The sequence below is a fragment of the Micromonospora sp. RL09-050-HVF-A genome, assembly GCF_019374995.1.
GTDB lineage: Bacteria > Actinomycetota > Actinomycetes > Mycobacteriales > Micromonosporaceae > Micromonospora > Micromonospora antibiotica.
Window position 1 is genome coordinate 1358683 of record NZ_JAGKQP010000002.1, and the last position, 24605, is coordinate 1383287.

19 protein-coding genes are annotated in these 24605 nt (G+C 72.7%); 5 read left to right on the plus strand and 14 right to left on the minus strand.

Annotation, left to right across the window (positions count from 1 at the left end):
* The first annotated feature begins 35 nt into the window (after positions 1 to 35).
* Entirely contained in the window at positions 36 to 731 is a 696-nt protein-coding gene (locus J7462_RS06355; protein ID WP_208566612.1) for a response regulator transcription factor, read from the plus strand.
* Entirely contained in the window at positions 724 to 1752 is a 1029-nt protein-coding gene (locus J7462_RS06360; protein WP_219462615.1) for a sensor histidine kinase KdpD, read from the plus strand. Before J7462_RS06355 ends, J7462_RS06360 begins: the two co-directional genes overlap by 8 nt.
* A gap of 59 nt (positions 1753 to 1811) precedes the next feature.
* Here the strand turns inward: J7462_RS06360 and rfbA are convergent, their stop codons facing one another.
* Positions 1812 to 2687 carry a glucose-1-phosphate thymidylyltransferase RfbA gene (gene rfbA, locus J7462_RS06365; protein ID WP_219462618.1) on the minus strand — a complete coding sequence of 292 codons (876 nt, stop codon included), beginning with the start codon at positions 2685 to 2687 and terminating at the stop codon, positions 1812 to 1814.
* Between the two features lie 44 nt (positions 2688 to 2731).
* Positions 2732 to 2926 (minus strand): hypothetical protein, encoded by a 195-nt coding sequence (locus J7462_RS06370; RefSeq protein WP_219462621.1) that lies wholly within the window; start codon positions 2924 to 2926, stop codon positions 2732 to 2734.
* 476 nt (positions 2927 to 3402) lie between these two features.
* Between J7462_RS06370 and J7462_RS06375 the strand changes: the two genes are divergently transcribed.
* Positions 3403 to 4116, plus strand: a complete 714-nt coding sequence (locus tag J7462_RS06375; RefSeq protein ID WP_279632697.1) for an AraC family transcriptional regulator — start codon at positions 3403 to 3405, stop codon at positions 4114 to 4116.
* A 116-nt stretch (positions 4117 to 4232) separates the two neighbouring features.
* Here the strand turns inward: J7462_RS06375 and J7462_RS06380 are convergent, their stop codons facing one another.
* On the minus strand, positions 4233 to 5270 hold the full coding sequence (locus tag J7462_RS06380; RefSeq protein WP_219462623.1) for an enediyne biosynthesis protein: 1038 nt from the start codon (positions 5268 to 5270) through the stop codon (positions 4233 to 4235).
* Positions 5267 to 7174 carry a CRTAC1 family protein gene (locus J7462_RS06385; RefSeq protein WP_219462625.1) on the minus strand — a complete coding sequence of 636 codons (1908 nt, stop codon included), beginning with the start codon at positions 7172 to 7174 and terminating at the stop codon, positions 5267 to 5269. The genes J7462_RS06380 and J7462_RS06385 overlap by 4 nt, the downstream gene beginning before the upstream one ends.
* Positions 7175 to 8010: 836 nt before the next feature.
* Between J7462_RS06385 and J7462_RS06390 the strand changes: the two genes are divergently transcribed.
* Entirely contained in the window at positions 8011 to 8796 is a 786-nt protein-coding gene (locus J7462_RS06390; RefSeq protein ID WP_208566621.1) for a helix-turn-helix domain-containing protein, read from the plus strand.
* 384 nt (positions 8797 to 9180) lie between these two features.
* Here J7462_RS06390 and J7462_RS06395 read toward each other — a convergent pair whose 3' ends face one another.
* The 9 genes from J7462_RS06395 to J7462_RS06435 all read right to left on the minus strand — a co-directional run bounded on the left by J7462_RS06395 (position 9181) and on the right by J7462_RS06435 (position 21918).
* On the minus strand, positions 9181 to 9768 hold the full coding sequence (locus tag J7462_RS06395; protein WP_219462627.1) for a copper resistance CopC family protein: 588 nt from the start codon (positions 9766 to 9768) through the stop codon (positions 9181 to 9183).
* Complete coding sequence (locus J7462_RS06400) at positions 9765 to 10346, minus strand: hypothetical protein (protein ID WP_208566623.1); 582 nt, start codon at positions 10344 to 10346, stop codon at positions 9765 to 9767. The genes J7462_RS06395 and J7462_RS06400 overlap by 4 nt, the downstream gene beginning before the upstream one ends.
* A 139-nt stretch (positions 10347 to 10485) precedes the next feature.
* Positions 10486 to 11121: a MerR family transcriptional regulator gene (locus tag J7462_RS06405; RefSeq protein WP_219462629.1), complete on the minus strand. Its 636-nt coding sequence runs from the start codon at positions 11119 to 11121 to the stop codon at positions 10486 to 10488.
* A gap of 378 nt (positions 11122 to 11499) precedes the next feature.
* The gene (locus J7462_RS06410; protein WP_219462630.1) at positions 11500 to 12858 is read right to left on the minus strand and encodes a cytochrome P450; all 1359 of its coding nucleotides are present in this window, start codon (positions 12856 to 12858) and stop codon (positions 11500 to 11502) included.
* Positions 12855 to 13391 (minus strand): flavin reductase family protein, encoded by a 537-nt coding sequence (locus J7462_RS06415; protein WP_208566626.1) that lies wholly within the window; start codon positions 13389 to 13391, stop codon positions 12855 to 12857. The genes J7462_RS06410 and J7462_RS06415 overlap by 4 nt, the downstream gene beginning before the upstream one ends.
* Before the next feature lie 16 nt (positions 13392 to 13407).
* Complete coding sequence (locus J7462_RS06420; RefSeq protein ID WP_208566627.1) at positions 13408 to 13851, minus strand: thioesterase family protein; 444 nt, start codon at positions 13849 to 13851, stop codon at positions 13408 to 13410.
* Positions 13852 to 13853: 2 nt separating this feature from the next.
* Positions 13854 to 19613 carry an SDR family NAD(P)-dependent oxidoreductase gene (locus tag J7462_RS06425; RefSeq protein WP_219462633.1) on the minus strand — a complete coding sequence of 1920 codons (5760 nt, stop codon included), beginning with the start codon at positions 19611 to 19613 and terminating at the stop codon, positions 13854 to 13856.
* Between the two features lie 139 nt (positions 19614 to 19752).
* Complete coding sequence (locus J7462_RS06430) at positions 19753 to 20727, minus strand: DUF1702 family protein (protein ID WP_219462636.1); 975 nt, start codon at positions 20725 to 20727, stop codon at positions 19753 to 19755.
* Between the two features lie 135 nt (positions 20728 to 20862).
* Positions 20863 to 21918, minus strand: coding sequence for a carboxymuconolactone decarboxylase family protein (locus J7462_RS06435; RefSeq protein WP_219462637.1), 1056 nt, complete (start codon positions 21916 to 21918; stop codon positions 20863 to 20865).
* A 470-nt stretch (positions 21919 to 22388) separates the two neighbouring features.
* On the opposite strand from J7462_RS06435, the gene J7462_RS06440 reads away from it, so the two are divergent.
* Entirely contained in the window at positions 22389 to 23135 is a 747-nt protein-coding gene (locus J7462_RS06440) for a TIGR03084 family metal-binding protein (RefSeq protein ID WP_374197566.1), read from the plus strand.
* 59 nt (positions 23136 to 23194) lie between these two features.
* Here J7462_RS06440 and J7462_RS06445 read toward each other — a convergent pair whose 3' ends face one another.
* Positions 23195 to 24190 (minus strand): DUF1702 family protein, encoded by a 996-nt coding sequence (locus J7462_RS06445; RefSeq protein WP_219462641.1) that lies wholly within the window; start codon positions 24188 to 24190, stop codon positions 23195 to 23197.
* Positions 24191 to 24605: the final 415 nt, after the last annotated feature.

Genomic DNA, 24605 nt, shown 5'->3' on the forward strand with positions numbered 1-24605 from the left:
GCCGTTACGCTGGCCGGCACGAGAGGGAGGTGCCGGTGGCGCAACGGGTGCTGGTGGTCGACGACGACCGGACGGTCAGCGACGTGGTGTGCCGCTATCTGGAGCACGCCGGCTACCAGGTGGACCACGTGGGGGACGGGGCCGCCGCGCTCGCCGCGGTGGCTGCCTCGCCTCCGCAGCTGGTCGTCCTGGACGTGATGCTGCCGGTGCTGGACGGGTTGGAGGTGTGCCGTCGGTTGCGGCAGCGCCCGGACGGCGTACCCATCGTGATGTTGACGGCCCGGGGTGACGAGGCGGACCGGATCCTCGGCCTGCAACTGGGTGCGGACGACTACCTGAGCAAGCCGTTCTCCCCCCGGGAGCTGGTGCTGCGGGTCCGTTCGGTGCTGCGCCGGGCCGGCGGTGAGCCGGTCACGGCGACGGCGCAGGTGCTCACCGACGGCGGGTTGAGCGTGCTGACCGGTCCCCGGGTGGCCCGGTTGCACGGTCGCGACCTGGCGTTGACCCTGCGCGAGTTCGACCTGCTCGCCCACCTGATGGGGCATCCCGCCCGGGCGCTGTCGCGCGCTGAGCTGCTGGAACGGGTCTGGGGGTGGCGGTTCGGCGACCAGTCCACGGTGACCGTGCACGTCCGCCGGCTGCGGGAGAAGATCGAGGACGACCCGGCCAACCCGCGCCGCATCGTCACGGTCTGGGGTGTGGGTTACCGGTACGAGCCGGCCGATGACTGACCTGGCGTTGATCTTCGGGGCGGCGCTGGCCGCGGCCGGCGGGGTGGGGCTGCTCGGCGCGGGGATGCTGCGGCTGCTGCGCGGCCGGTCCATCACCGTGCACGTCACGGTGCTGCTGGCGATGACGGTGAGCGCCGTGGTGGCCGGGGTCGCGGTGATCGCCGAGGCGATGTTCCTCTCCCCGCACGACCTGGAGGTGGTGCTGATCACCGTCTCGGCGGCGGCGCTGGTCAGCCTCGCGGTGGGTTGGCTGTTCGCCCGCCGGCTCGCCACCGCGGCGGTCTGGGCCGACCAGGCGCGGGCCCGGGAGCGGCGGATCGAGAAGGGCCGCCGGGACCTGGTCGCCTGGGTGTCGCACGACCTGCGGACCCCGCTGGCCGGGTTACGGGCGATGGCGGAGGCGCTGGAGGACCGGGTGGTCGCCGACCCGGTGACGGTCGACGAGTACCACCGCCGGATCCGGGTGGAGACCGACCGGATGACCCGGCTGGTCGACGACCTGTTCGAGCTGTCCCGGATCAACGCCGGGGCATTGCGGCTGTCACTGTCGGCGGTGCCGCTGGGTGACGTGGTCTCCGACGCCCTGGCCGGGACCGCGCCGCTGGCCGCCGCGCGCCGCATCCGGCTGCTGTCCGCCGAGTCGGGCTGGCCCACGGTGACCGCCAGCGAGCGCGAGCTGAGCCGGGTGGTGGGCAACCTGCTGCTCAACGCGGTGCGCTACACGCCGGCCGACGGCACCGTCCGGGTCGACGCCGGGCGCGACGGCGACGTCGCCTGGCTGGCCGTCGCCGACACCTGCGGCGGCATTCCCGAGGCCGACCTGCCCCGGTTGTTCGACGTGGCGTTCCGGGGCGAGCCGGCCCGCACCCCGCACGCGGGCAACGGCCCGATGGCGGGTTCCGGCGGGTTGGGGCTGGCCATCGTGCGCGGCCTGGTCGAGGCGCACGGCGGCCGGGTGGACGTGCACAACGTCGCCGAGGGCTGCCGGTTCGTCGTCCGGCTGCCGTTGGCCACCGGCTGACGGCGGCGGGCGGGGGGCCTGCGGCGCGACGCCGGACCGCACGGGCGGCACCGCACGGGTCAGGCGCCGAACTCCTCGGCGATGTCCATCACGTAGCGGCCGTAGTCGGAGCCGGCCATGGCGGCGCCGAGCCGGTGGCAGGCCGCCGCGTCGATGTAGCCCATCCGCAGCGCCGTCTCCTCCAGGCAGGCGATCCGGACGCCCTGGCGTTCCTGCATGGTCTGCACGTAGACGCTGGCCTGTAGCAGTGACTCCGGGGTGCCGGTGTCCAGCCAGGCGAAGCCGCGCCCGAGGTCGACCAGGCGGGCCCGACCCCGGTCGACGTACACCCGGTTGACGTCGGTGATCTCCAGTTCTCCCCGGCGGGACGGCCTGATGTTCTTGGCGATGTCGACGACCTCGTGGTCGTAGAGGTACAGGCCGGTGATGGCGCGGTTGGAGTGCGGTTGGGACGGTTTCTCCTGGATGTCGCGCAGGGTGCCGTCGGGGCCGGTGACGCCGACGCCGTAGCGCTGCGGGTCGTGGACCGGGTAGCCGAACAGGGTGCAGCCGCTGACCGCGGCGGTCTCCTCGCGCAGCAGCCGGGAGAACGCGGTGCCGTGGAAGATGTTGTCGCCCAGGATCAGCGCGCTGGGGTGGCCTGCGACGTGGTCCGCCCCGATCAGGAACGCCTCGGCGATGCCGCGTGGCTCGGGTTGCGCGGCGTAGGAGATGGCCAGGCCGAGCCGGGAGCCGTCGCCGAGCAGCAGGCGGAACTGCGGCAGGTCGGCCGGCTTGGCGATGACCAGGATGTCCCGGACGCCGGCCAGCATGAGCACCGACAGCGGGTAGTAGATCATGGGCTTGTCACCGACGGGCAGGAGCTGCTTGGACACCGGCACGGTCATCGGGTAGAGCCGGGTGCCCGACCCTCCGGCCAGGACGATTCCCTTCACGGTCCTTCTCCCTCCAGCGGCCGGCGCGGACGTGGTGGTCCGGTTCAGTCGAGACCGCGGATCAGGTGCGGCTCGGTCTCCGGGTCGGCCCAGTCGCACTGCCCACGCCGGTTCGCCCGCGCCCAGGCGTCCAGGGCGGAGGGCGTCCGGTGCGCCCCGTCCGCTGCGGCGGTACGGGGTCGGCCGGGCCGGGGGCGGGCCTCGTCGTCGTCGGCGTTGTCGGTCCTCACGTTGCCCATTTGCGGACGCCTCTCATCGTGACGCCGGCACCGGGTCCGGCGCACCTTCCTCGTTGCCCAGGTCAACGGTCGAATCGCCGGATGGCGACGGGCGATCCGCCCGCAGCGCTTTTCCGACATCAATCATTGAGCCGGGCGCATCGGGCCATGACGGCAATCATCACCGGATAGACAGGGGGTACGCATCCGGAAAAGACACCTGTTAGTGCCATTCGGATTTCGCGCCGTTGACCATGCTCAGAGGGTGCCCTAGCATTGAGGTCAGCTGATTCGACAAAACCGACAAAACCCTTTTGTCGGCGTCAACCGCCATTTGCCGATTCCGCCCCGGGGGACGTCGCGGAACCGGAACGACGCTGCATCGTCGCAGCTCAGCCAGACGATCCACGTCGTACAGACCAGCACCCACCATTACGCTCGCCGGGGGCACGATGGAAGACCACAGCAGCAGGGCGGTCCGGCGGGTCATCGCCGAAATGCACCAGAATCTGGGGAAGCAATTCAGCGTGGACGAGATGGCGCGAACCGCCCTGCTGAGCAAGTACCACTTCTGCCGGGTGTTCCACAGGGTAACCGGAGTGTCACCCGGGCGCTTTCTGTCGGCGATCCGATTCCAGCGGGCCAAACACCTGCTGCTGGCCACCTCGTGGAGTGTCACCGACATCAGCCACCAGGTCGGTTACACCAGTGTCGGCACGTTCAGCGCGCGGTTCAGCAGCAGCGTCGGTCTGCCCCCCTCCAGCTTCCGCCGGCTCGGCCGCGCCCTCGGCCGGGAGTTGCCCTACCGGCCGCCGTGCCCGATCCGCCCCGACCCGGCCGACGCCACCGGCCCGACCGTGCGGGGACAGATCAGGACGCTTCCCGGCGAGGCGCCCGACTGGATCTTCGTGGGGCTGTTCCCGGAGCGGATCCAGCAGGGAAAGCCGGTCAGCTCCACGGTCCTGCCCGGCCCCGGCGCGTACCTGCTGGGCCCGGTGCCGCCGGGCACCTGGTTCGTCCTGGCCCACGCGGTGCACCGCCGCCGGTCGACCACCGGGGTGCGACCGCTGCTGGTCGGCCACCACGGGCCGGTGACGGTCGGCTGCCCGTCCCGGTCGATCCGGGCCGACCTCACCCTGCGCCCCATGCGCACCTTCGATCCGCCCGTGGTGCACGCGGCCGGCCTGCCGCCGCTGCTGCGCACCGGCTGACCGGGCGGCACACCGGGCTCCCCCGCCCCGGCCGGCAGCCGGTCGCGGCGATCCGTCCCGCCGGGACGGACGTGGGGCCGCCCCGGCGGGACGGCCCCACGTCGTCACGGACCGGATCAGCGAACCAGCGCCGGCGCCGCCGGACTGACCGGCACCGACCCCCGAGCGCGCTCGCGACTGCGGTCACGCCACCAGATGCCCCACCACATCAGGCCACGGACGGCACAGACGATGGTGACGGCGAAGAAGAGGGTGTAGACCACGTTGAACGCGACCAGCACCCCGTAGACCCCGGCCACCGCGGAGCCGAACATGAACTGGTTGCGGCCCCGCGACGGCGTCGTACCCGGGTCGGTGATCATGTAGTTGGTGAACAGGACGAAGGCCACCCCGGTCATCGGCACCAGCGCGGCCCAGATCGCCACGTCCAGCACCAACGCCCGGACCACCGCCTGGATGACGAAACCGCCGAGCCAACCGACGATCAGCAGCACCTTGCGGGTGAGCATGGCGTTGAGCACCGTACCGGCGGTGATGATGACCAGCGGGACCATGATGCTGATCGCGTCCGGCACGTTCTCGGTGAACTGGTAGGGCGGCGCGATGTTGACCCAGGAGAAGGCCAGCAGCGTCACCGTGATCCCGAAGTTCGACGGGTTCATGAAGTGCCGCATCCGCCCGTTGACCGGCGCCCGCAGGGCGGTCTTCGCCCCGATCGCGACGACCACGGCGAACGCCACCGGCCAGAACCGGTCGTTGGCGTAGAGCAGCATGTTCGCCGCCAGCGCGGTGATGTGGGTGGGCAGCAGGAAGGTGTACATCCCCCACACCCCGTTGCCGCTGAAGGCGGGTCGCCGCTTGCCGGCCCACGCCGACACCATCTCGATCCCGATCTCGGCGGTGTAACCCACCAGCAGGGCGAAGAACGGCCAGGTCCACGGCTGCTCGAAACCGAGCAGGGTGTAGCCGATGATGTTGAAGATCGACATCGACATGGCGAAGTTGCGCAGCGCCAGATAGCGCGGGTCCTTGCCGTCCACCCGGGGCACCGCCGGTCGGGCCGTGGGCGGGGTCGCCGCATCGACGGGCCGGACCCCGCCCGGGACCGTACGCACCGCGGCGTCGGTCACGCCTTCCTGTCTGACGTCAGTCATCGGGTGATCTCCTGGGCGTCGGCGGTCAGCATCAGGTCGTGCCAACCGGAGGTGAGCGAGAGGGTCTGCTTGTGGGTCGCGCCGGTCAGGTCACGCCAGCACACCTCGGCCGACACCGGGCGGTCCCCGGCGGAGCCCAGCCCGAAGAAGACGTCGAAGCTGCGCTTGCCCGAGTGCCCGCCGCCGCCGTCGAGCTGGGCGACCTGGGTGAGCCCGTCGGCGGTACGGATCTTGACCTGGGCGCCGTAGGCCGGCGTCCGGGCGTCGGCCGGGCCACCCACCGTCGGCCGGTGCAGGCGCAGACCGAGGAAGCCACCCGGGGACGCGGCGGTGTTGCGGTAGAACGCCGGCGGACCCCACTGGCGGGCCACGGCGAAGTCCTGCACCCCGTCGGCGTTGGTGTCGGCCACCGCCACGCCCCGGGTCGGGATGGGCACGTCGAGGCCAAGCTCGGCGTTGAGGTTGACGAACGTCTTGCCCTGCCGCACCCAGAACGCCAGCTTGTCGTTACCGGCGATGTCGTCGCCCGGCTCCGCCTTCGGCCACATCGCCGGGTTGCGCAGCATCAGGTCGTTGGACATCGCCAACTCCTGGAGCCAGGCCCACCGGCTGGTGGTGCCCTTGATGAACCCGTCGGCCTGCACCACCTCCAGCGAACCGTTGTTGTCGAAGTCGGCCATCTTGGCGTCCCAGCCCCAGCCGGTCCAGGCCATGTTCAGTTTGGACGCCTTGTTGTCGTACGGCGCCACCCCGCGGGTGAGCTTGGCCCGCGCGTCCTGCGGACTGCCGGCGTTGTTCATCCAGACGAAGTTGCTCTCCTCCAGCCCCCAGGAGCTGGTGATGTTGCTGACGAACATGTCGAACCTGCCCCGGTTGTCGAGGTCACCGAAGTCGATCGACATGCCCTTGAAGGAGTCCTGACCGAGCACCATCGACTTCGGGGTGAACGCGCCCCGCCGGCCCTGCGTCTGGGCGAACCTGATCCGGCCCGGGGTCGAGACGTTGTGCAGCAGGTGGTCGTGGCCGAAGTCGTTGGCCAGGTACAGCTCGGGCAGCAGGTCACCGTCGATGTCGGCCGACGCCGCGCCGAGGGTCCAGCCGGTGGAGACCGGGCCGGGGACCGCCTTCTGCTCGACGTACCGCACCGAGGGCTGGTCACCACCGGTGGCCGCGTCCCAGCGCAGCACGTGCGCCCCGCCGGAGTTGCGGGCGTGCGACATGGAGGCGTTCATCTGGACGTTGGGCTGCCCGTCCGGATCGAGCACCTGGGTGTCGGGGAAGTAGTTGAACACGCCGATGTCCGGCCGACCGTCGCCGTCGAAGTCGGCGACCGCCACCGCGTTGGTGTTCCACAGTGCACCCTGGTAGCGGTTGGCCGGACCGGGCTGGGTGGGAATCAGCTCGGTCGGCGCGTAGCTGCCCAGGCGCAGGTCGGTGGCGGCGGCCCGGTGCAGGAAGAGCACCGGCGTCCGACCCCAGTAGTAGACCAGCAGGTCGGTGCGGCCGTCGAGGTTGTAGTCGCCGGGCACACAGCCCATCGGAGCCATGGTGGTGTCGGTGGGCAGGGGCCGGGGATCGAGGACGAAGGGCTGGTAGCGGGCCCCGCTGTCCGGTGCCGGAGTCACCACGGCCGTGTCGCTACGGGTGTCGACCAGGCAGAGGTCGTCGGCCACCCCGTTACCGTCCAGGTCGTTGAGGGCGATCGCGGCCCCGACCGAGGACACCCAGGACTTGATGTGCTCGTACTCCGGATTGACCTCGCGGACCTGGCGGGCGGCGGGTGCGGGTGGCAGCGCGATCGGCAGCTCGGCGAACTGGAACCGTGCGGCCAGCTCCGACCGCTCGGCAGCGGACGCCGCAGGGCGCTGTGCCACGACGAAGAGAATGCTCAGCAGAACGAGCACAAAGGCTGCGGGAGTTGCGCGGCGAAGGAAGCCGGCAGATTGAGACGGCAACAGTCCCCCTACGTTTTAGTGGGCGCGTCGTTCGCCCGTTGACTGGTCACTCGGAAGTGCCACCGACCGGGGCGGGGATACTGATGATTACCACCCTCCGCGGCGGGGTGAATAACCAACGGATTAACCGCCCATCAGATGACTGGAGCCCTTTCGGGGGCCACGAACATCGTCAGCCAGAAGACCAATGGAGTCTTCTCAGAGCGTGCTCTCCCGCCGGCACGGACCGGACGAGCGGGGCCCGGTCGTGCCATCACAGCGAGTCTCTCGCCGATCGCGATGCGTCAAAGTTCTCTGACTTTGCTCTCCTGAACGCCCGCTTGACCGCGATGCGGCTGCCTCGATACACCCCGAAATATGGCTATTGCCGGTTTAATGCCTGCCGATTGGGAGCGCCTCCAGCCCACCCAGCAGATCGGACGAATCATCTCGCACCGCCCCCGGCCCGCCCGGTACACCCAACCCAACAATGGCCGTACGCTGCGCGGACGACATCGGGGGCGGTCGGACGGATAGCGAGGATCTCCGCTGGCAAATACGGCCGGGATCGATAGCATGGCTATCCATACCGCCGGCATCGGCGCTCATTGCCGCCTATCTTTGGTCGCGCTAGCATCAACACGGCCCCGACGGCCAAGGCAATTTCGACGGCCGCATCCGCGTTTATGCATTGATCGAGATTTAACGCTCCGTCAATCAGCCGGCATAGACACCGTAGGCACGCAGTCGCCACAACTGTGCCCGGGGATGCCACCGACCGACGAATCGAACACCTGGGGGAGACCGTGGAAGACGTCATTGAACGGGCGGTGGAGCGGGCCATCGTCACGATGCGGGACAACATCGCCGAGCCGCTCACCATCGACGACATGGCCCGTGCCGCAATGTTCAGCAAGTTCCACTTCTCAAGGATCTTCCGCCGGGTCACCGGCGTCTCGCCCGGACGCTTCCTCTCCGCCATCCGCCTCCAGGAGGCGAAGCACCTGCTCGTCTCCACCACCCTGAACGTCGCCGACATCAGCCTGCGGGTCGGCTACAACAGTGTCGGCACCTTCAGCTCACGTTTCACCCGCAGCGTCGGCATGTCCCCCACCGCCTACCGGCGCTACCGGGGCTTCAGCACGCGCATTCCGCAGGACGAGACCAGGGGCGGCTCGGCCGGACGCACCTCGACGGTACGGGGGACCGTCACCGGACCGGACGACGAGGACCTCGGTTTCGTCTTCGTCGGGCTCTTCCCCGACCCGCTGCCCGAGGGCCGACCCGTCCGCTGTGCGGTGCTCAACGGCGCGGGCGCGTTCGAGCTGGAGACGGTCCCCGAGGGACACTGGTACCTGCTCGTCCAGTCGGTACGCACCGACGGCTCCCCCACAGACGCCCACGACCTGGACCCCGAGGACATCTTCGTCGGCTCGCACGGACCGATCATCGTCCGGCGTGACCAGGCCGTACCCCCGATCGAGATGGGCCTCAAGCCGGCCCGGTCCATCGACCCGCCGGTGCTGCTCGCCCTGCTCGACATCCGCCGGATGGCGCTGGACCAGGTCGGCTACCGGGTCGAAGCGGCCTGACGGCGGGTCGGACCGCGAACCGACCGGAGCCAGCGGCGCATCCCACGAAAGGTGGGATGCGCCGCATCGCCGTGTCAGCCGGTCGAACCGGGCCGAGTCGGGCCAGACCGGGCGCCGCCGCACAGGCCGGGCCCCGCCGCACAGGCCGGGCCCGCCGCACAGGCCGGGCCCCGCCGCACAGGCCGGGCCCCGCCGGACGGGTCACGGTCGGCCGGGCACGGCCCGGCGGTTCGACCCCGGTCGCGCCGGGCCGGGACCACGGGCGGTCGAGGTGACCACCGGCCGGCCGGACCACACGCGCCGGACCACAGGGGTTCGAGGGGCCCGCACGGTGGACCACCCGACGCCCGGGACCACCAGCGGGCCCGGACGCCAGGCGGCGGATCAGCGGTCCTGGGGCTCCTCCGGGTCGGACGCGACCCGGGGCCGGCGCAGCAGGAGCACCGACAGCGCGATCAGCAGCACCAGGTCCAGCACCAGCAGCAGACCGTCCAGGGGGTCGGTGCCGACGTGCTGGTGTCCGGTCTCGGGCACGACGGCGGCCGGCGGCAGCAGCGTTGCGGCGCCGACGGCGAACACGCTGCGCCCGGTGCTCTGCCGGCCGTCGGTGAGCCACACGTGGTAGGCGACGGTGTAGCTGCCCTGCGGCAGGGCCGGCACCGACACCACCAGGTCGCTGCCGTCGCGGCGGGAGGCACCGGTGGGCACCTGCGGGCCGTCCGCCGGCGTCAACGACACGTGCGCCTCGTTCGGATCCGGAGTTCCCGCCAGGCGCAGCCGCACCTCGGTCGGCCCGGTGGGCAACCGGCTGCCGTCCGCAGGCACCACGACGGCGGCGACCGTCTCGGCCGGTCCCGGCGGGTTCGGCGAACGCAGCCACAGCGCGGTCACCACGGTCACCAGCACCACGGCGACGGCCGCCGCGCGCGGCCCGAAGCCACGGCGGCGGCCGTCCTGTCCGGCGGCGGTCATGCCGGCGTGAGCGCCCTGACCGAGCGGGGGGCGCAGGTGCAGGCCATCGTCGCCTGCTCGGCGGGGGTGGGTCGCAGGTGCAGGTACATCGCCACCACCATCGGCAGGAAGACGATCGTGTTGTAGAACAGGTGCAGCTCCACCCGGGCAAAGACCAGCTGCAGCACGCTGGTCGGCACGGGACGGTCGAACAGGAAGTGCCCCGTCTGCGCCTGGAGCAGCAGCAACAGGTGCTCGATGTGGTGCCAGAACTGGATGGCCAGCGCCACCGTCCACCAGGTACGCGCACGACCGACGAAACCGGGGCGCAGCAGGGCCAGCCCGATGAGCATCACGATGGCGTACCCGTAGTGCAGCCACTCCGAGGTGACCAGCCACGGCACGGCCAGCCCGAGGACGCCCCGGGACTGCGGCACCGGCCAGCCCAGCACCCAGATCTGGAACGCCTGGACGAGGTGCTCGGCCCAGTGCGCCAACACCACGACCATGTACAGGTTCAGCGCCGTGCGGTGGTAGGGGCCGTTGAGCCGGCCGAGCGGGCCCGATCGGGAAGGGCGGGGTACGGCTTGGTTGGACATGTCGGGTGATCTCCCCCTCGGTCGACGGACACCGGCACCGCAGCGGGCCGGGGGACGGCAGCACGCCGCCTCTTCAGGCTGGGGCCCGGATGACCCACTGTCGTCTTCCAGCGTGCCGACATTCCATGGTGGTGGCCGCTCAGGCACCCGCCACCCGGTCGGCGGAGGTCGCGCAGCAGTGGGCCAGGTGGCTCTCCTGCGCCATCCGGCGCATCGCCTCGAAGGCCACCTCGGACAGCACGTTCCAGACCGCCATGGCGGTGGCGGAGTGCGCCGACTCGTGCCCGAACTCGTGCGTCACGATCCGCGCCGCGCTCTCGGCGTGCTCACTGAACACGTCGATGTCGCAGTTGGCGTCGAGCCGCTGCAACGCGGTCAGCACGTGGGCGAGGGTGTCCCGACCGGGTGAGGCGGCGTCGACCTCCCAGCCGAGGCGGTCGATGAAGTCGTCGACCTGGACCCGGGCCGGGCCGACGTCCGGGGCGTCCTCCTCGGGCTGGTCCGGGAAGAGCGCCCAGATCGTGGCCCGGCACTGGGCGCCCAGCGAGAGCCCCTTGTCGTCGAGGGCGGCCAGCACCCGACGGACCGAGGACAGACTCAGCCGCCCGATGCCGGCCAGCACCCGGATCAGCTGGAGCCGGGCGAGGTGCTCCTCGCCGTACTCCGCCTGGTTACGCGCGGTGGGTCGGCCCGGTGGGAGCAGCCGCTCCCGGATGTAGAACTTGATCGTCGGAAGTGGAACACCACTGATCCTGGCCAGATCTGAGATGCGCATCCGTCCCCCCAGGGTCCCGGTGACCACCGCCGGACGCCGCCAGCGGCGGGACTGCGCCGCCCGGCAGCGGCCGGTCCGAACGTATCGGCGGTGACGCCGCCGCGGACAGCGGGCGCCGGACAGCACGGCGGGTGACGGCCGTCGGCGCGTTCGCGATGACGGCGGTGCAGCCGCCCGTCGGTGCGACGGCGGCTCCTGGGACAGGGCGGGCACCTCGGGCCTCACCGGCCGGGGTGGTCGCCGCGCATCCGGGACTCATCGCACCTCCCCCAGCACGATGAGCAACCTGAGAGTTGCTCAGCGCAATAGTAACCAGTGTGGCCTGCGTGTCGGTTATTCGATGTTGCTGAACCGCACTTCGTGGCTGTGCCCCGAGGGTCACGTCAGGGCCTGCACCGTCATCGGCAGACCGCCCCGGATGCGCAGCGACAGCATGGGTTCGGGCACCACCCGGTGCCCGGCCGGGGTGTGCAGCCGCAACCGGCGGCTCACCATGGCCACCACGAAGACCGCCTCCATCAGACCGAGGTGGTTGCCGACGCAGAACCGGGGGCCGGCGCCGAACGGCACGTAGGCGTAGCGGGGCCGGCCGGCCGACACCGACGGCGAGAACCGCTCCGGGTCGAACCGGTCCGGCTCGTCCCAGTAGGCCCGGTGCCGGTGCAGGGTGTACGGGCAGATCAGCACGTCGGTACCGGCGGGCACCGCGTAGCCGCCGACCTCGTCGGCCTCCTGCGCCCGGCGGGACAGCATCCACACCGGCGGGTAGAGACGCATCGCCTCGCTGAGCACCATCGAGGTGTACGTCAACCGGGGCAGGTCCTCATAGGTCGGCGCCCGGTCGCCGAGCACCTCGAGCGCCTCGGCCCGTACCCGCTCCCACACCTGCGGGTGCCGGTCGAGCAGGTGGAAGGTCCAGCCGAGGGTGCTGGCGGTGGTCTCGTGCCCGGCCAGCAGCAGGGTGGTCAGCTCGTCGCGCAGCCGCCGCCGGCCGACCGCGGGGTCCGGCTCCCGGCGGGTCGAGGCCAGCAACCGCGACAGCGCGTCGTCGTGGTCCTCGTGGCCGGGCCGGGCACGCCGCCGCTCCGCCAACTCGTCGACGATCTCCGCCAGCTCGCGGCGGGCCCGGCGGAAGCGCATCTGCTGCGGCAGCGGCACCCACATCGGCACCATGTTCATCGACGCCATCTCGAACATGGCCTGGTCCTGCATCGACTCGAAGGCCGCCCCGAGCGACCGGAAGCCACTGAGGTCGGCGTCGAGCAGGGTACGCCCGAGCACCCCGAGGGTGAGCCCGGTCATCTCCCGCATCATGTCGACCGGCTCGCCACCGGCGTACGTCTCCAGCCGGTCGACCAGGCGGCCGGCCTCCTCGGCGACGATTCCGGCCTGCTGGGCGATGCGGCGGGCCTGGAACACCGGTTGGATCACCCGACGCTGCTCCCGCCACAACTCGCCCTCGCTGGTCAGCAGCCCGTCACCCAGGGCCCGCCGGGCGTGCATCAACCCGATGCCCTTGTGGTAGTTCTGACTGTTGTCGGCCAGCACGTGCTTGGCGTGGTCGGGGTGGTTGAAGAAGTGCAGCCCCCGCCCCGGGCCGAGGCGCACCGCGTCGCCGTAGGTCTCGGCGGCGGAGCGCATCAGGCCGAGCCGGTCGCGGCCCAGCTTCCACAGTGTGCCGAGCATCGCCACCCCGGTCGGGCCCCGGGGGACCACCCGGGGCGCGACCGTGGTCACCGGACCACCCCGCTCGGCATGGGGGTGATCTGCCGGAACCGTCCGTGCAGGAACAGCACCGCGTCCTCCTCGTGGAGTTTCTCGGCCGACAACAACCGGCCGACGAAGATGGTGTGGTCGCCGCCCTCGTAGTCGCGCCACAGTGCGCACTCGAAGGAGGCCAGCGCGCCGGTGATCAGCGGCGCTCCGGTGAGCCGGCCCGGCCGCCAGTCGACGACGTCGAACTGGGCGGCGCCGAGCGGCCGGCGGCGGTCGGCGAAGTGCCGCGCCACGTGTTCCTGGTCGGCGGCGAGCACCGACACCGCGAAGCTGCCGGCGGCCACCAGGTGACGGTGCATGACCGCCTCCCGGTCCACGCAGACCAGCAGCAACGGTGGGTCCAGCGACACCGAGGTGAAGGCGTTCGCGGTCATCCCGTGCGGGGTGCGTCCCCCGACGGTGACCACCGTGACGCCGGTGGCGAAGGCGGCGAAGGCCCGCCGCAGCGCGGCCGGGTCGACCACCGCGTCGTCAGCGCCCGCAGAGATGTCCATCGTGGTCCCCTCGCCGTCACTGGGCCCGGACGGTGGCCGTGTAGGGCGCCAGCGCCCGGGTCAGCGCCTCCGGCACCCGGGTGGGCGCGGTCCGGTTGTTGGGCCCGCGCATGCAGGCCACCCGCTGCCGACCCCGGGCGACCAGTGTCTCGCCGCCGCCCGGGTCGAGGCGTACGTAGTCGAAGCTGAACTCCAGCTGGGTCTGCACCAGGTCGACCAGGCGCATCCGGATCGACAGCTCGTCGAAGGCCGTGATCTCGGCGAAGAACTCGCAGTCGACCTTCAGGGTGAACAGCTTCAGGTCGTCCTGGAGGTCGGCCAGCACGTCCGGGGCGTGCTGCTTGAGGAACATCTCCCGGCACCGTCCCTGCCAGCGCAGGTAGTTGACGTAGTAGACGTTGCCGACGATGTTGGTCTCCTCGAAACCGACCGTGTGCGGATACTCGAAGAACTTGTCCATGATCAACTCCACCCGTCGGTGAGCACGGTGAACACCACCGGTTCCGGGATGTCCACCAGGCTCGTGGCGAACGTGGCGACACGCAGCGCACCCGAGGCCAGGACCACCCAGCCGTCGGGGCCGCCAGGCGTCAGGGTCAGCGGCGAATCCGCCGGCAGGCCGACCTTGCGCAGGCACTCCACCGCGCCCCACACCCGGGTCGACGCGGTGTGCGCGCTCTCCTCGCGGTCCCCGGCGACCAACGCGGCGAGACCGGCGTGGACGCCCAGCAGGCCCGCCCAGTCCGCCGCCGACCGCTCGGCCACCGGCTCGACGTCACAGCCGACCGTCCCGGTCGCCGCGACCGCGAGGGTGACCCCGGCACCGTGCGCCGCCGAGACACCGCGGTCACCGTCGACCTCCGGCCGGCCGTCCGGGCGGTAACGCACCTCGTGCCGGGCGCCGAGGGCCCGGCCGACGGCGACGGCGGTCCGGACCCGGCGGGGAGTGTCCGCCGCGCCGTCGGGTTCCACGGCGACCGCGACCCGGGCACCGAGCACGTCGCCCAGCCCCCGTTCCAGGTGCGAGCCGAGCAGCACCGGCAGCCACGGTCCCCGGCCACCCCGGTGCCGGACCGCCTGCAACCGCAGGCCCTCCCAGCGTTCGACGACCGCCCCGGACTCGTCGCGCACCGCGATGTCGTAGACGTAGGTGTCGCCGTCGCGGCTGCGTTCGGTGGCGCAGCAGCGCACCGTGCCGGTGCCCGACATCCGTGCCCCGGCCGGCCAGATCCGCTCCACGCCCACCGGCAGCAGGGTGGCGTCGGGTACGCAGACCTGGTTGCCGTGCATGAACGCGTCCCGGGTGCCGGGGTCGCCGAGCAGCAGCTCGTCGGGGAGGAAGCCGGCGAACCAGGCGTCACCCCCACCGACGGCCACCTCGGCGTCCACGTCGCGGGCGGCGGCCCGGTGGAACCCGCGCAGCCGTTGGAACCGGCCACCCTGGAACAGCCACTCGCCGTAGAGGTCCCGCTCGGGTGCCAGCGGCACCTGCGGCAGGCCCGGGTCGGTGCGTCCGGGCGGGCCGTCGGGGACGGCGGTGTCGGTGAACCGCAGCCGGGCCCGGAAGTGGTCGGTGGCGTACCCGGTCTCGGCGCTGCGGATCGCCACCTGGACGACGGCGTCGTCGGTGACGGTGGCCGCCACCCGGATGACGGTGCTGCCGTCGGGCGGCACCACGATCGGCCGGGGGAACTCCACCTGCTCGACGACCGGCACCGTGGACCGGCCGGTGACCGCGACCGCCACCTGCGTCATCGCCTCCATCCCGAAGACCGCCGGGAAGAGCAGGTTGCCGTCGAGCAGGTGGTCGGCGAGGTAGCGGTCGGTGCCGGCGGTCAGCTCGACCTCACTGACCAGTTCGACACCCGGGTAGTACGCCAGCGGTTTGTCCACGAACCGCAGCAACGGCAGCGGCGGACGGTCGTAGCGCAGGGTGTCCATCCCCTCGGCCCGGCCGCTGACCACCACCACGGGCGGCACGTCCGGGTCGGCGAGCAGCCGCAGCAGCACCTCGACGCCCTGGTCGGGGCTGATCGGGACGACCCCCTCCCGGCTGAGCGACTCCACCACCGACAGCCGTTCACCCATCCCCACCCCGGACCAGACCGACCACTCCAGGCACAGCGCCCGGCATCGGGGGAACTGTCGGCCGGTCTCCTCGGTGAGGCCGGCCAGCCAGTCGTTGGCGGTGGCGTAGTGCGCCTCACCACGCAGGCCGGCCCGGCCGATGATGCTGCCGAAGGTGACCAGCAGGCGCAGCTGCCCGGGGTCGACCGCGGCGAGCACCGCCCGTAGGCCGTCCAGCTTGGGGGCGAAGGTCCGCCGGACCGCCGCCTGGTCCAGCGCGGTCAGCGCGGCCGGCTCGTTGCGTCCCGCGCCGTGCAGCACCGCGGTCACCGGACCCAACGCCGCCCGCACCTCGGCCACCGCGGCGGCGACCTGCCCGGCGTCGGTGACGTCGGCCCGGGTGTAGTGCAGGGTCACCCCACGGGCGGCCATCCGCCGCAGGTTGTCCGCCAGCTCGGTGTCCTCGGCCGGATCGGAGCGGCCGACCAGCCCCAGCCGGGCCCCGGTCTGCTCCGCCACCGCCAGGGCGCACTCGGCGGTGATGCCCTTGCCCCCACCGGTGACCAGCAGCACGTCGGAGTCGTCGAGGGCGGGCCGGGTCTGCGCGGCGCGTACCGGCAGGGCCCGCAGCACGGGCAGCTGGCGCGTACCCGCGTCGTCGTAGTGGCTCTCCTGGTAGCCGGTGGTGGCACCGACCTCGGCGACCACCCGCTCGACGGCCCCGGGTCCCGCCGGGGTGTCCACCACTGTCACCCGCAGCTGCGGCGCCTCCAGGCGCAACGTCTTGGCCACCCCGGTCGCGCCCCGACCCCGCTGCACCAGCACGAACCGGGTGCCGGCCGGCCCGGCCAGGGCCTGCTTCGCCCCGTCCAGGGCCAGCGCGAGGTGCTCCTCGGTGCACTCGGCCGGCAGGCACACCAGCACACCGGAGTCGACGGCGGCCCGTTCCAGGGCGTGCCGCAGCGGCGCGGCCAGCGGGTGACCGTCGGGGGCGAAGACCTGCCACCGACCGGGTGCGCCACCGCCCACCGGGGTCGGTGGTGCGGCCGGCTCCCGGTCGACGGTGAAGGCCCGGGTCCAGGTCGCCGCGCCGGTCACGGCAGGCGACCGGTCGTGGTCGCCGGCCTGGCCGGTCGCGGACAGTTCGTCGAGCGCCACGGCCAGTTCCGCGACGGTGGCGGTGGCGAAGTTGGTGGGGGCCTGGGCCGGCGGCACGTTCACCAACCGGGACGCCTCGTTGATGATCTGCCCGACGGTGATCGAGCTGAGGTGCAGGTCGTCCAGGAGTCGGCTCTCGCCGTGCACCATGGTCAGTGGCAACTCGGCCCGCTCGGCGGCCAGCCGGCGCAGCATCTGCACCGTGGACTCACCGTCGACCGGCCCGTCGGCGTCGGTCGGGGCGGGGCGGTCCGCCCGGGTCGCCTCCGGCAGATCGACCAGCGGTGCCTGCTCGCAGGGGCTGGCGAAGAAGTGCTGCTCGGCCCCGATGCGCAGCGGCCGGCGCAGCCGGTCGTCGAACAGCGCCGGGTAGTCGTGCGCGGCACCCACCACGAACGCGGCGGCGGCCACCCGCAGCAGCCCGCGCAGCGACTCGTCGTCGGTGTCCAGGGCCACCGCCGGCACGTCGGTGATCGCCCCGGCCAGGCCGCTGAGGATGCGCCCCGGACCGACCTCCACGAACAGGTCGATGTCCTTGGCGGCCAACGCCACCGCCTGCGCGAACAGCACCGGGTCGGTGATCTGGCGGTGCAGCAGCCCCCGCAGGTCGGTCTCGGCGGCCAGGGTCTCGCCGGTCACGGTGGAGACCACCCGGCGGCGGACCGGGCCGAAGGACTCCCGGGTCAGGTGCCCCGCGAACGCGTCCGCCGCCGGTGCCACCAGCGGTGAGTGGAAGGCGTGCGAGACCCGCAGCAGGGACGCCCCGATCCCGGCGTCGGCGGCCAGGTCGAGGGCGGCCCGGACCGCGTCCTCGGTGCCGGCCACCACCGTCTGCTCCGGCCCGTTGTACCCGGCGATCACCACGGGCACGCCGGCCACCAGCGCGGAGACCCGCTCCGGCCCGGCGTTGACGCTGGCCATCACCCCGGAGGAGCTGTGCTCGGTCATCGTCGCGCCCCGGGCGCGGGTCACCCGCAGCAGGGTCTCGTCGTCCATCGCGCCGGCCCAGTGCAGGGCGGACAACTCACCGAGGCTGTGCCCGACCGCGACGGTCGCGTCCAGACCCAGCAGGTCCAGGGCGGCCAGGCCGGCCCGGGACCCGGTGACGATGCGCGGCTGGGCCAGCGCGGTGGCCACCATGTCCCCGGTGACCGGCAGGTCGGCCCGGCGGAACACCTGGTCCACCTCGGTCAGCCGGCGGCGCAGCGCCCCGCCGCTGGTCCCGCGGCCGGCACCCTGACCGGGGAAGAGGTAACCGATGCGGCCGGCGCCGCCGACGTGGCCGAGGAAGCTGCGCCCGTCGCCGTCGACCAGCCGGGTCTCGCCGGAGTCGAGCAACTCACACAGCCGCCGCAGCCGCTGCTGCGCGTCGGTGGGCGAGGAAACCACCACCGCCGCCCGGTACGGTCGGTCGGCCAACTGGTCGTGCAGGGTGGCCGCCACGTCGGCGAGCTGCCCCTGGGCCAGGGTCGGCACGTGCTCGAGCAGTTCCCCCAGCCGGTCGCGCAGCTCGTCCCGCGAGGACCCGTCGACCAGGAACAGCTCCACGTCCTGCACGGAGGTGGCGAGGCGGGCCGTCCGGGTGTCGAAGGCGACCCGACGGGCCGTCCCGGCCCGCTCCAGCACCACATGGGTGTTGATGCCGCCGAACCCCATCGCGGTGATGCCGGCACGCACCGGCTGACCCTCCGGCCACGGTTCGGCCGCCCGCAGCACCCGCAGCGTCGCGTCGTCGCGGGTGAGCAACTCGTGCGGGTCGACGCAGCCGAGCGCGGGCGGCAGCACCTGGTGGTGCACGGCCAGCGCCGCCTTGATCAGGCCGGCCACCCCGGCAGCCGCCTTGGTGTGCCCGATCATGCCCTTGATCGAGGTGATCACGGCGGGCGGGGCGGTCGGGTCGGCCTGCCGGCGGGCCTCCGACAGGGCGGTCAACTCGGTGGCGTCCCCGACCGCCGTACCGGTGCCGTGCCCCTCGAACAGCGGCACCGACTCGATGCCGAACCCGGCCCGCTCGTACGCCCGGCGCAGGGCGAGCTGGTAGCCGTTGACCTCGGGACGGGTGATGCCGCCCTTACCGTCGGAGGAGATGCCCCAGCCGGCGATGGTGGCGTAGCTGCGGTGGCCGGCGGCGAGCGCGTCGGCCTCCCGCATCAGCACCACCATCCCGCACCCCTCCCCCGGCCAGAAGCCGTTGGAGTGCCGGTCGTAGACCCGCATCTCGTCGCGGGCCAACGCGCCGGTCTTGGCGAAGCCGACGATCTCGAACGGGTCGATCGACAGGTCCACCCCACCGGCCACCGCGACGTCGAGGTCACCGTCGAGCAGGGCCCGGCAGGCGGTGGCGACCGACAGCAACGACGAGGAACAGGCGCCGTCGACGGTGTACCCGCCGCCGTTGAGGTCGAAGTAGTTGCAGATCCGGCCGGCGATGGTGTTGGACAGGCCACCGGCGAGGGTGTCCTCGTCGATCTCCGGGAAGGGCGCCTTGTAGCGCTGCTCCAACCCGTCGAGGAAGGTCGCCAACCGGTCGTCGTCCCAGCCCTGCTGTTGCAGCGCGGTGGCGACCGTACGACGGACGAACGGCCAGCGCAGCCGCATGACGTTGGCGCGGGCGAACTCACCGGTGAGGGTGTTGCCCACGACCACACCGGTGCGGTCGCGGGGCAGCCCCTCCCCCAGCGGGAAGCCCGCGTCGCCCAACGCCTTGGTGGCCATGTCCAGGGCGAGCCAGTGGGTCAGGTCGGTGGAGCGGTAGGTGCTACCGGCGATCTTGTAGGCGAGCCGGTCGAACTCGTACCCCTCGATGACGGCGGCGGTGCGGGCGTAGAACCGGTCCGGGGCGCTCGGGTCCGCGTCCCAGTAGTCCGCCAACCGCATACGGACGTCGGGCAGCGCGCGGAAGGCCCGGCGACCGGCGAGGGCGTTCTCCCACAGTTCTCGGGGCGAGGTGGCGTCCGGGTATCGGCACGCCATGCCAACGATGGCGATCCTGGTCATGCGGGCACGATCTCCTTACCGTTCGGGTCGCCACGGGCGTGGCGAGGCGCCTGCCGAGTCGTGGGCAGGTGTGGGGAGGCTGCGCCGGGACCACCCGGCGGCCGGCGGGACGGGAACAGGGACGGGGACGGAGTCCCGGTCAGTGCCTTCCGCGTACCCGCAGCTCGTCGGCGATGGCACGACGCCAGACCTCGTAGGCGGGCTCCAGCGGGCTGTCGGCGCCGGTCGGCCGCTGCGCGGCGCAGATCCGGTCCGCCTCCGCCGGGGTGGTACCGGCCAGCACCGCCGTGGCCCGGGCCGTGTGCGGGGTCTGGAGGCCGGCCGTCAGCCGGGCGGTCGCCGCGAACGCGCTGCCCTGGGCGACCTGGGCACGGTGCGAACCGGCCCGGTCGAGGAACACGCGCAGTTCGTCGGCGTCGACGCCACCGGCGTACGTGGCGGCCAGGCCGGCACCGCCGTAGAGGTCGGCCCGGCGCTCGGCCGGGAACCTGTCGATCAGATCGGCGACCACCGCCGCGTCGGTGCCGCCGACGAACCACATCGCCCGACCGATGCCCTGGTCGATGGCGCGTTGGGCGTACCAGCGGGGGCCGTCGGCAGGCCACGGGAAGTCCGACTCCTGGTAGTGCTCGTGCACGTACCGACGGGTGTGGAAGTACGCCTGGTGGAAGCCGTACCCGTCGAGCACCAGCCAGCGCAGCAGCGGGTCCGGGGCGGACAGCTTCGACCAGCGGAACCGGGGCACCCGGGCCATCGCCCAGCCGACACCGACGTAGGCCATGTAGACGTGGTCGGCACCCCGGCCGGACAGGAACGTCGCCACCCGGTCCGACCGGCCGCCGGGCAGGGCGTCCAGCACGGCGAAGCCCATCGCGGCACCCTCGTAGGCGAAGCCGCGGAACTGCGCGCGCACCGCCTCCAGCGCCGGCTCCGCGTCGGCGGGCTCCCGGGCCTCGGCCGCTGCGGCGTACCCGGTCAGAAATGACTCACCGACGGTTTCCAACAGTTCGACGGCGGCCGGGTCCTTACGGTGGAAACCGCGCACATCCAGTTTGGTCTCCGACAACGAGGGCGTGAGAATGCGTCGCCGCAATCTCCGGAATGTATTCGACACCTGGCGTCCCCCTATCTTCTCGCACGTCAGGAGGGATGCCTCCTGAAGTTATGTTTTCAGCGGCGAAACAGATCGTCTACTTCAAAGGTGCGCCACCGGCGCATTACCCGATGGCCCCGGAATTGATCGGCGACGTCATCGGGTGGCGGGGCCGGCACAGCGTCGGCCGACCTCCCGCGCCGCCGCGTACGCCGCCCAGGCCACCGCCTGCACCAGCGCCCGGTCGGTCGGCTCGACCCGGCGGAACCCCGCGACCACCTCGTCGTCGACCAGGTAGGAGGCGAACGCGGTCAGCAGCGCCAGTCGACCGGCCGCCCGGTCCCGCTCCGGCAGCCCGCCGACGGCCTCGTCGCACCAGCGTCGACCGGGTCCCGGCGGCTGCCCGTCCCAACCGTCGAGCCGGTCGCGCACCAGCGCCCGTACCGACGCCGGCACCGCCTCCGCACCGGCCAGGTCGAACGCCCGGTAGGCGCGGGCCGCCGCACCGGCGACCACCGGATCGGCGGCGGCCCACCCGGCGTCGAGCGGCAGCGCCGCCACCGGCAGCAACGCCAGCGACCGACCCGGCCGGGGCGCGGCCCGCAGGGTGGGTCGCAGCAACCGACCGACGGCCCGCTTGAACCGGCGGCGGGCGGCACCGGACAGGCCGGCGGGCAGCAGATGGTCGGGCAGGAAGACGTTGACCACCCGGGCCAGGTAGTGGAAGGCCACCACCACGCCCACCAGCTCCGGGCCGTGGGCGGCCGGGAACGGGGGGACCGTCGCACCGGTGTGGGCCTGCCGGGCCCAACCGGCCACCGCCCGCACCACCGGATCACCCAGGTCGGCCATCCGGTCGTCGGCGACGGCCTCCGCGTCGTCCTCGGTGGCCAGGTCGTACAGGCTGATGCTGTGCATGTCCACGCAGTACGGGCAGGTGTTGGCCACGGACACCCCGGCGGCCACCGCCTCCTTGGTGCGCCGGTCCACCACCCGGCCCGCGATCAGCGGCTCCCGCATCAACATCCAGTACGCGGCGAGCACCGGCGGCGCCGGGGAGTGCAGCAGCACCGGCGGAACCACCAGCTTCTGCTCGTCCTGCGCCTGGGCGTACACCTCGGCCACCAGGCCCCGGGCGGTGCCGGCCGGCACCGGCGCGACGTACCTGACCTGGCGGCGTACCACCGATGACGCGACCCGTGCGGCGACCATGGTCCCTCCCCCTGGCGGGCCCGCCGGCGTGCCGGGGTTGGCCGGACGTCGACGGCCGGGCCCATCGTGGTCAGCATGCGCCGCGCGGCCCGGCCGGCGGTTCTTCCACGGTGCGCAACCCGGCGCACGGGCCCGGATGCGTCCCCGTCGACGCGGGTCCACCATCGACCGCGGGCGCGGCCCGCGACCGCGGTGACACCGGGGTACGGCCCGGCCGCAGCGCATGACGAGAGAAGACAGCGCCCACGCCCGGCCCGCATGCTGCTGGTGCTGACGTGACGCCGTCGGCGCGGGCCCGGCCACCGGCCGCCCGACGCGGCGGCGACGGGATCGGCGTCGTGCGTGGCAACCGGCGCCCTCGGACGCGCCGGGCCACGCTCGCCACTGCTGACGAGCGAGAGGACAGCCGCGTGAGCGCACAAAACGACGTCTTCGTCGACCTGGGCCTGGAGGGTGACGCCGTCGACCGGATGGTCGCCGACCTCGACGAGGCGCAGTGGGCGCTGGACACCCCCGCGCCGGAGTGGACCGTCGCCCACCAGATCGCCCACCTGGCGGCGACCTTCCGGCTGGCGGGACTGGCCGCGGCGGACCCGGCGGGGTTCGTCGCGCTCGCCCAGCAGTTCGGGCCCGACTTCAACCGCAACGTACGGACCGCCCTGTCGCCGTACCTGTCCGCGCCGCCACCGGCGCTGCTGGCCAAGTGGCGCGAGGAACGGGCCACCGCCGAGCAGGCCCTGGCCGCGGTGCCGGCCGGGCAGACGGTGCCCTGGCTGGTCCGGCCGCTGCCCGCGCCGGTGCTGGCCGCCGCCGGCATGATGGAACTGTTCGGCCACGGGCAGGACATCGCCGACGCGCTCGGGCTGCGCCCCGAACGCACCGACCGGCTCCGGCACCTGGTCGACTTCGCCGTCCGCACCTGGGACTTCGGCTACCAGGCGCGCGGGCTGGACACCCCGGACGTCGCATTCCGCTTCGAGATCACCGCCCCCTCCGGCGACGCGGTCTGGGAGTTCGGGCCGGCGGACGCCACCGAGCGGATCAGCGGGCCGGCGGCCGACCTGTGCCTGCTCGTCACCCGCCGCCGGCACCGCGCCGACCTGGCGCTCACCGCCGTCGGGGCGGAAGCCGACCGCTGGCTGGACCTGGCGCAGGCCTACCGGGGCCCGGCCGGTCCCGGCCGCACCCCGGGCCAGTTCGACAGCGTCCGGGCCTGACCGGCCGGCGGCCCCCGTCCCGAGCCGGGACGGGGGCCGCCGACTGCGCACCGACCGGATCAGGCCGGGGTCGCCGGGTCGGCGACCGGCACCCGGTCGCGCACCCGGGCCCGCCACAGCTCGTACGCCGGCAGGGCCGGCCCGGCGGCGGAGTCCACCGCGACCTCGTCGGCCAACACGGAGGCGTGCTCCACCGTCATCCCGGCGAGGGCGTGCAGCGCCACCCCGGTGTGCCCGGGGATGTGACCCGAGTAGTCGCGGGCCTTCGCGGCGAACACCGCGCCCTGGCCGAGGTGCGGGCGGTCGACGCCGCTGAGCCGGGCCAGCAGGGCCAACCCCTCCGCGTCGCAGCCACCGGCGAAGGTGGCCGCCAGTCCGACGCCGCTCCACAGGTCGGCCTGCCGGGACCGGTCGAACCGCTGCACCGCCGCCGCCACCTGGGTCGGCTGCGCACCGTGGATGAACCACAGCGCCCGGCCGACGCCCTGGTCGCAGGCGCGCGCGAAGTAGTCGGGGTGCCCCTGCCAGGGGTACGGCGACGGACGGTACTGCCCACCCACCCAACGGTCGGTGTCGAAGTAGGCCCGGTCGAAGCCGTACCCGTCGACGGCCAGCCAGCTCATCGTCGGGTAGTACCGCATGCCGGTCAGGTCGGGCAGGACCCGCCGCCACAGCGGGCGGGGCAACCGGGCCATCGCGAAGCCGATCCCGATGTAGGTGAGGAAGGTGTGCCGCTCGGCCCGGCCCCGCAGCAGGTCCCGGGCCCGGTGGCTACGTCCGCCGGCCATCGCGTCACGCACCGTGCAGGCCATCGTCGCCCCCTCGTAGGCGAACCCGCGCAACTCGACGTCGACCAGTTCCAGGCGACGCTCCACCTCCCACTGGTCGCGGGCGTCGATCGCCCACTCGAACCCGCAGATCACCGTCTGCGGGATGGCCTCCAACCGCCGGGTGACCGCCGACTCCTCGACGGGGAAGCCGCGTCGGGCGAAGCTCACCTCGGCCAACGACGGGGTGAGCAGCAGCCTGCGGATCGAACCAAGGGTGGTCGGCATGGGCATCTCCCTGGGCAACGCCGGAGTCGGCAACGGTCGGGACCCGCCGGGGCACCTCGGGGCGCACGCCGGTCACGGGTGCACTCATCGTCCGGGCCGCACCCGTTTCCCCGCTTCTCCCGACGTGCGCAGGTGTCCACCCGGACGGTGCACGGCGGGGTGGACCGGACCGTCGGTGGCGGGTCACCGGGGGGTGCCGGCCGTACCGGCGTCGGGTCACGGCACCCACCGCACTTCGGAAGGTGTTTCGGTGCGCCCGATGCGTGCACGATGTGCGGCAGCGGAATCGCGCGGGGCGGTGCCCGGATTCCACCGCCGACCGGCCGGCACCGACATTCGCGCGACCCGTCGTGTACGCGGAGAAAGAGTTTCCCCGGAACCGCCCGGAACAATTTCGCACCGGACAGGAGGCGTC

Bases quoted from the DNA above. Each gene is read 5' to 3' on its own strand.
- J7462_RS06360 (WP_219462615.1), top strand. From the start codon at position 724: ATGACTGACCTGGCGTTGATCTTCGGGGCGGCGCTGGCCGCGGCCGGC.
- J7462_RS06435 (WP_219462637.1), bottom strand. From the start codon at position 21,918: ATGGTCGCCGCACGGGTCGCGTCATCGGTGGTACGCCGCCAGGTCAGG.
- J7462_RS06375 (WP_279632697.1), top strand. From the start codon at position 3,403: ATGCACCAGAATCTGGGGAAGCAATTCAGCGTGGACGAGATGGCGCGA.
- J7462_RS06445 (WP_219462641.1), bottom strand. From the start codon at position 24,190: ATGCCGACCACCCTTGGTTCGATCCGCAGGCTGCTGCTCACCCCGTCG.
- J7462_RS06395 (WP_219462627.1), bottom strand. From the start codon at position 9,768: ATGACCGCCGCCGGACAGGACGGCCGCCGCCGTGGCTTCGGGCCGCGC.
- J7462_RS06370 (WP_219462621.1), bottom strand. From the start codon at position 2,926: ATGGGCAACGTGAGGACCGACAACGCCGACGACGACGAGGCCCGCCCC.
- J7462_RS06405 (WP_219462629.1), bottom strand. From the start codon at position 11,121: ATGCGCATCTCAGATCTGGCCAGGATCAGTGGTGTTCCACTTCCGACG.
- J7462_RS06400 (WP_208566623.1), bottom strand. From the start codon at position 10,346: ATGTCCAACCAAGCCGTACCCCGCCCTTCCCGATCGGGCCCGCTCGGC.
- J7462_RS06415 (WP_208566626.1), bottom strand. From the start codon at position 13,391: ATGGACATCTCTGCGGGCGCTGACGACGCGGTGGTCGACCCGGCCGCG.
- J7462_RS06440 (WP_374197566.1), top strand. From the start codon at position 22,389: ATGGTCGCCGACCTCGACGAGGCGCAGTGGGCGCTGGACACCCCCGCG.
- J7462_RS06380 (WP_219462623.1), bottom strand. From the start codon at position 5,270: ATGACTGACGTCAGACAGGAAGGCGTGACCGACGCCGCGGTGCGTACG.
- J7462_RS06420 (WP_208566627.1), bottom strand. From the start codon at position 13,851: ATGGACAAGTTCTTCGAGTATCCGCACACGGTCGGTTTCGAGGAGACC.
- J7462_RS06425 (WP_219462633.1), bottom strand. From the start codon at position 19,613: ATGACCAGGATCGCCATCGTTGGCATGGCGTGCCGATACCCGGACGCC.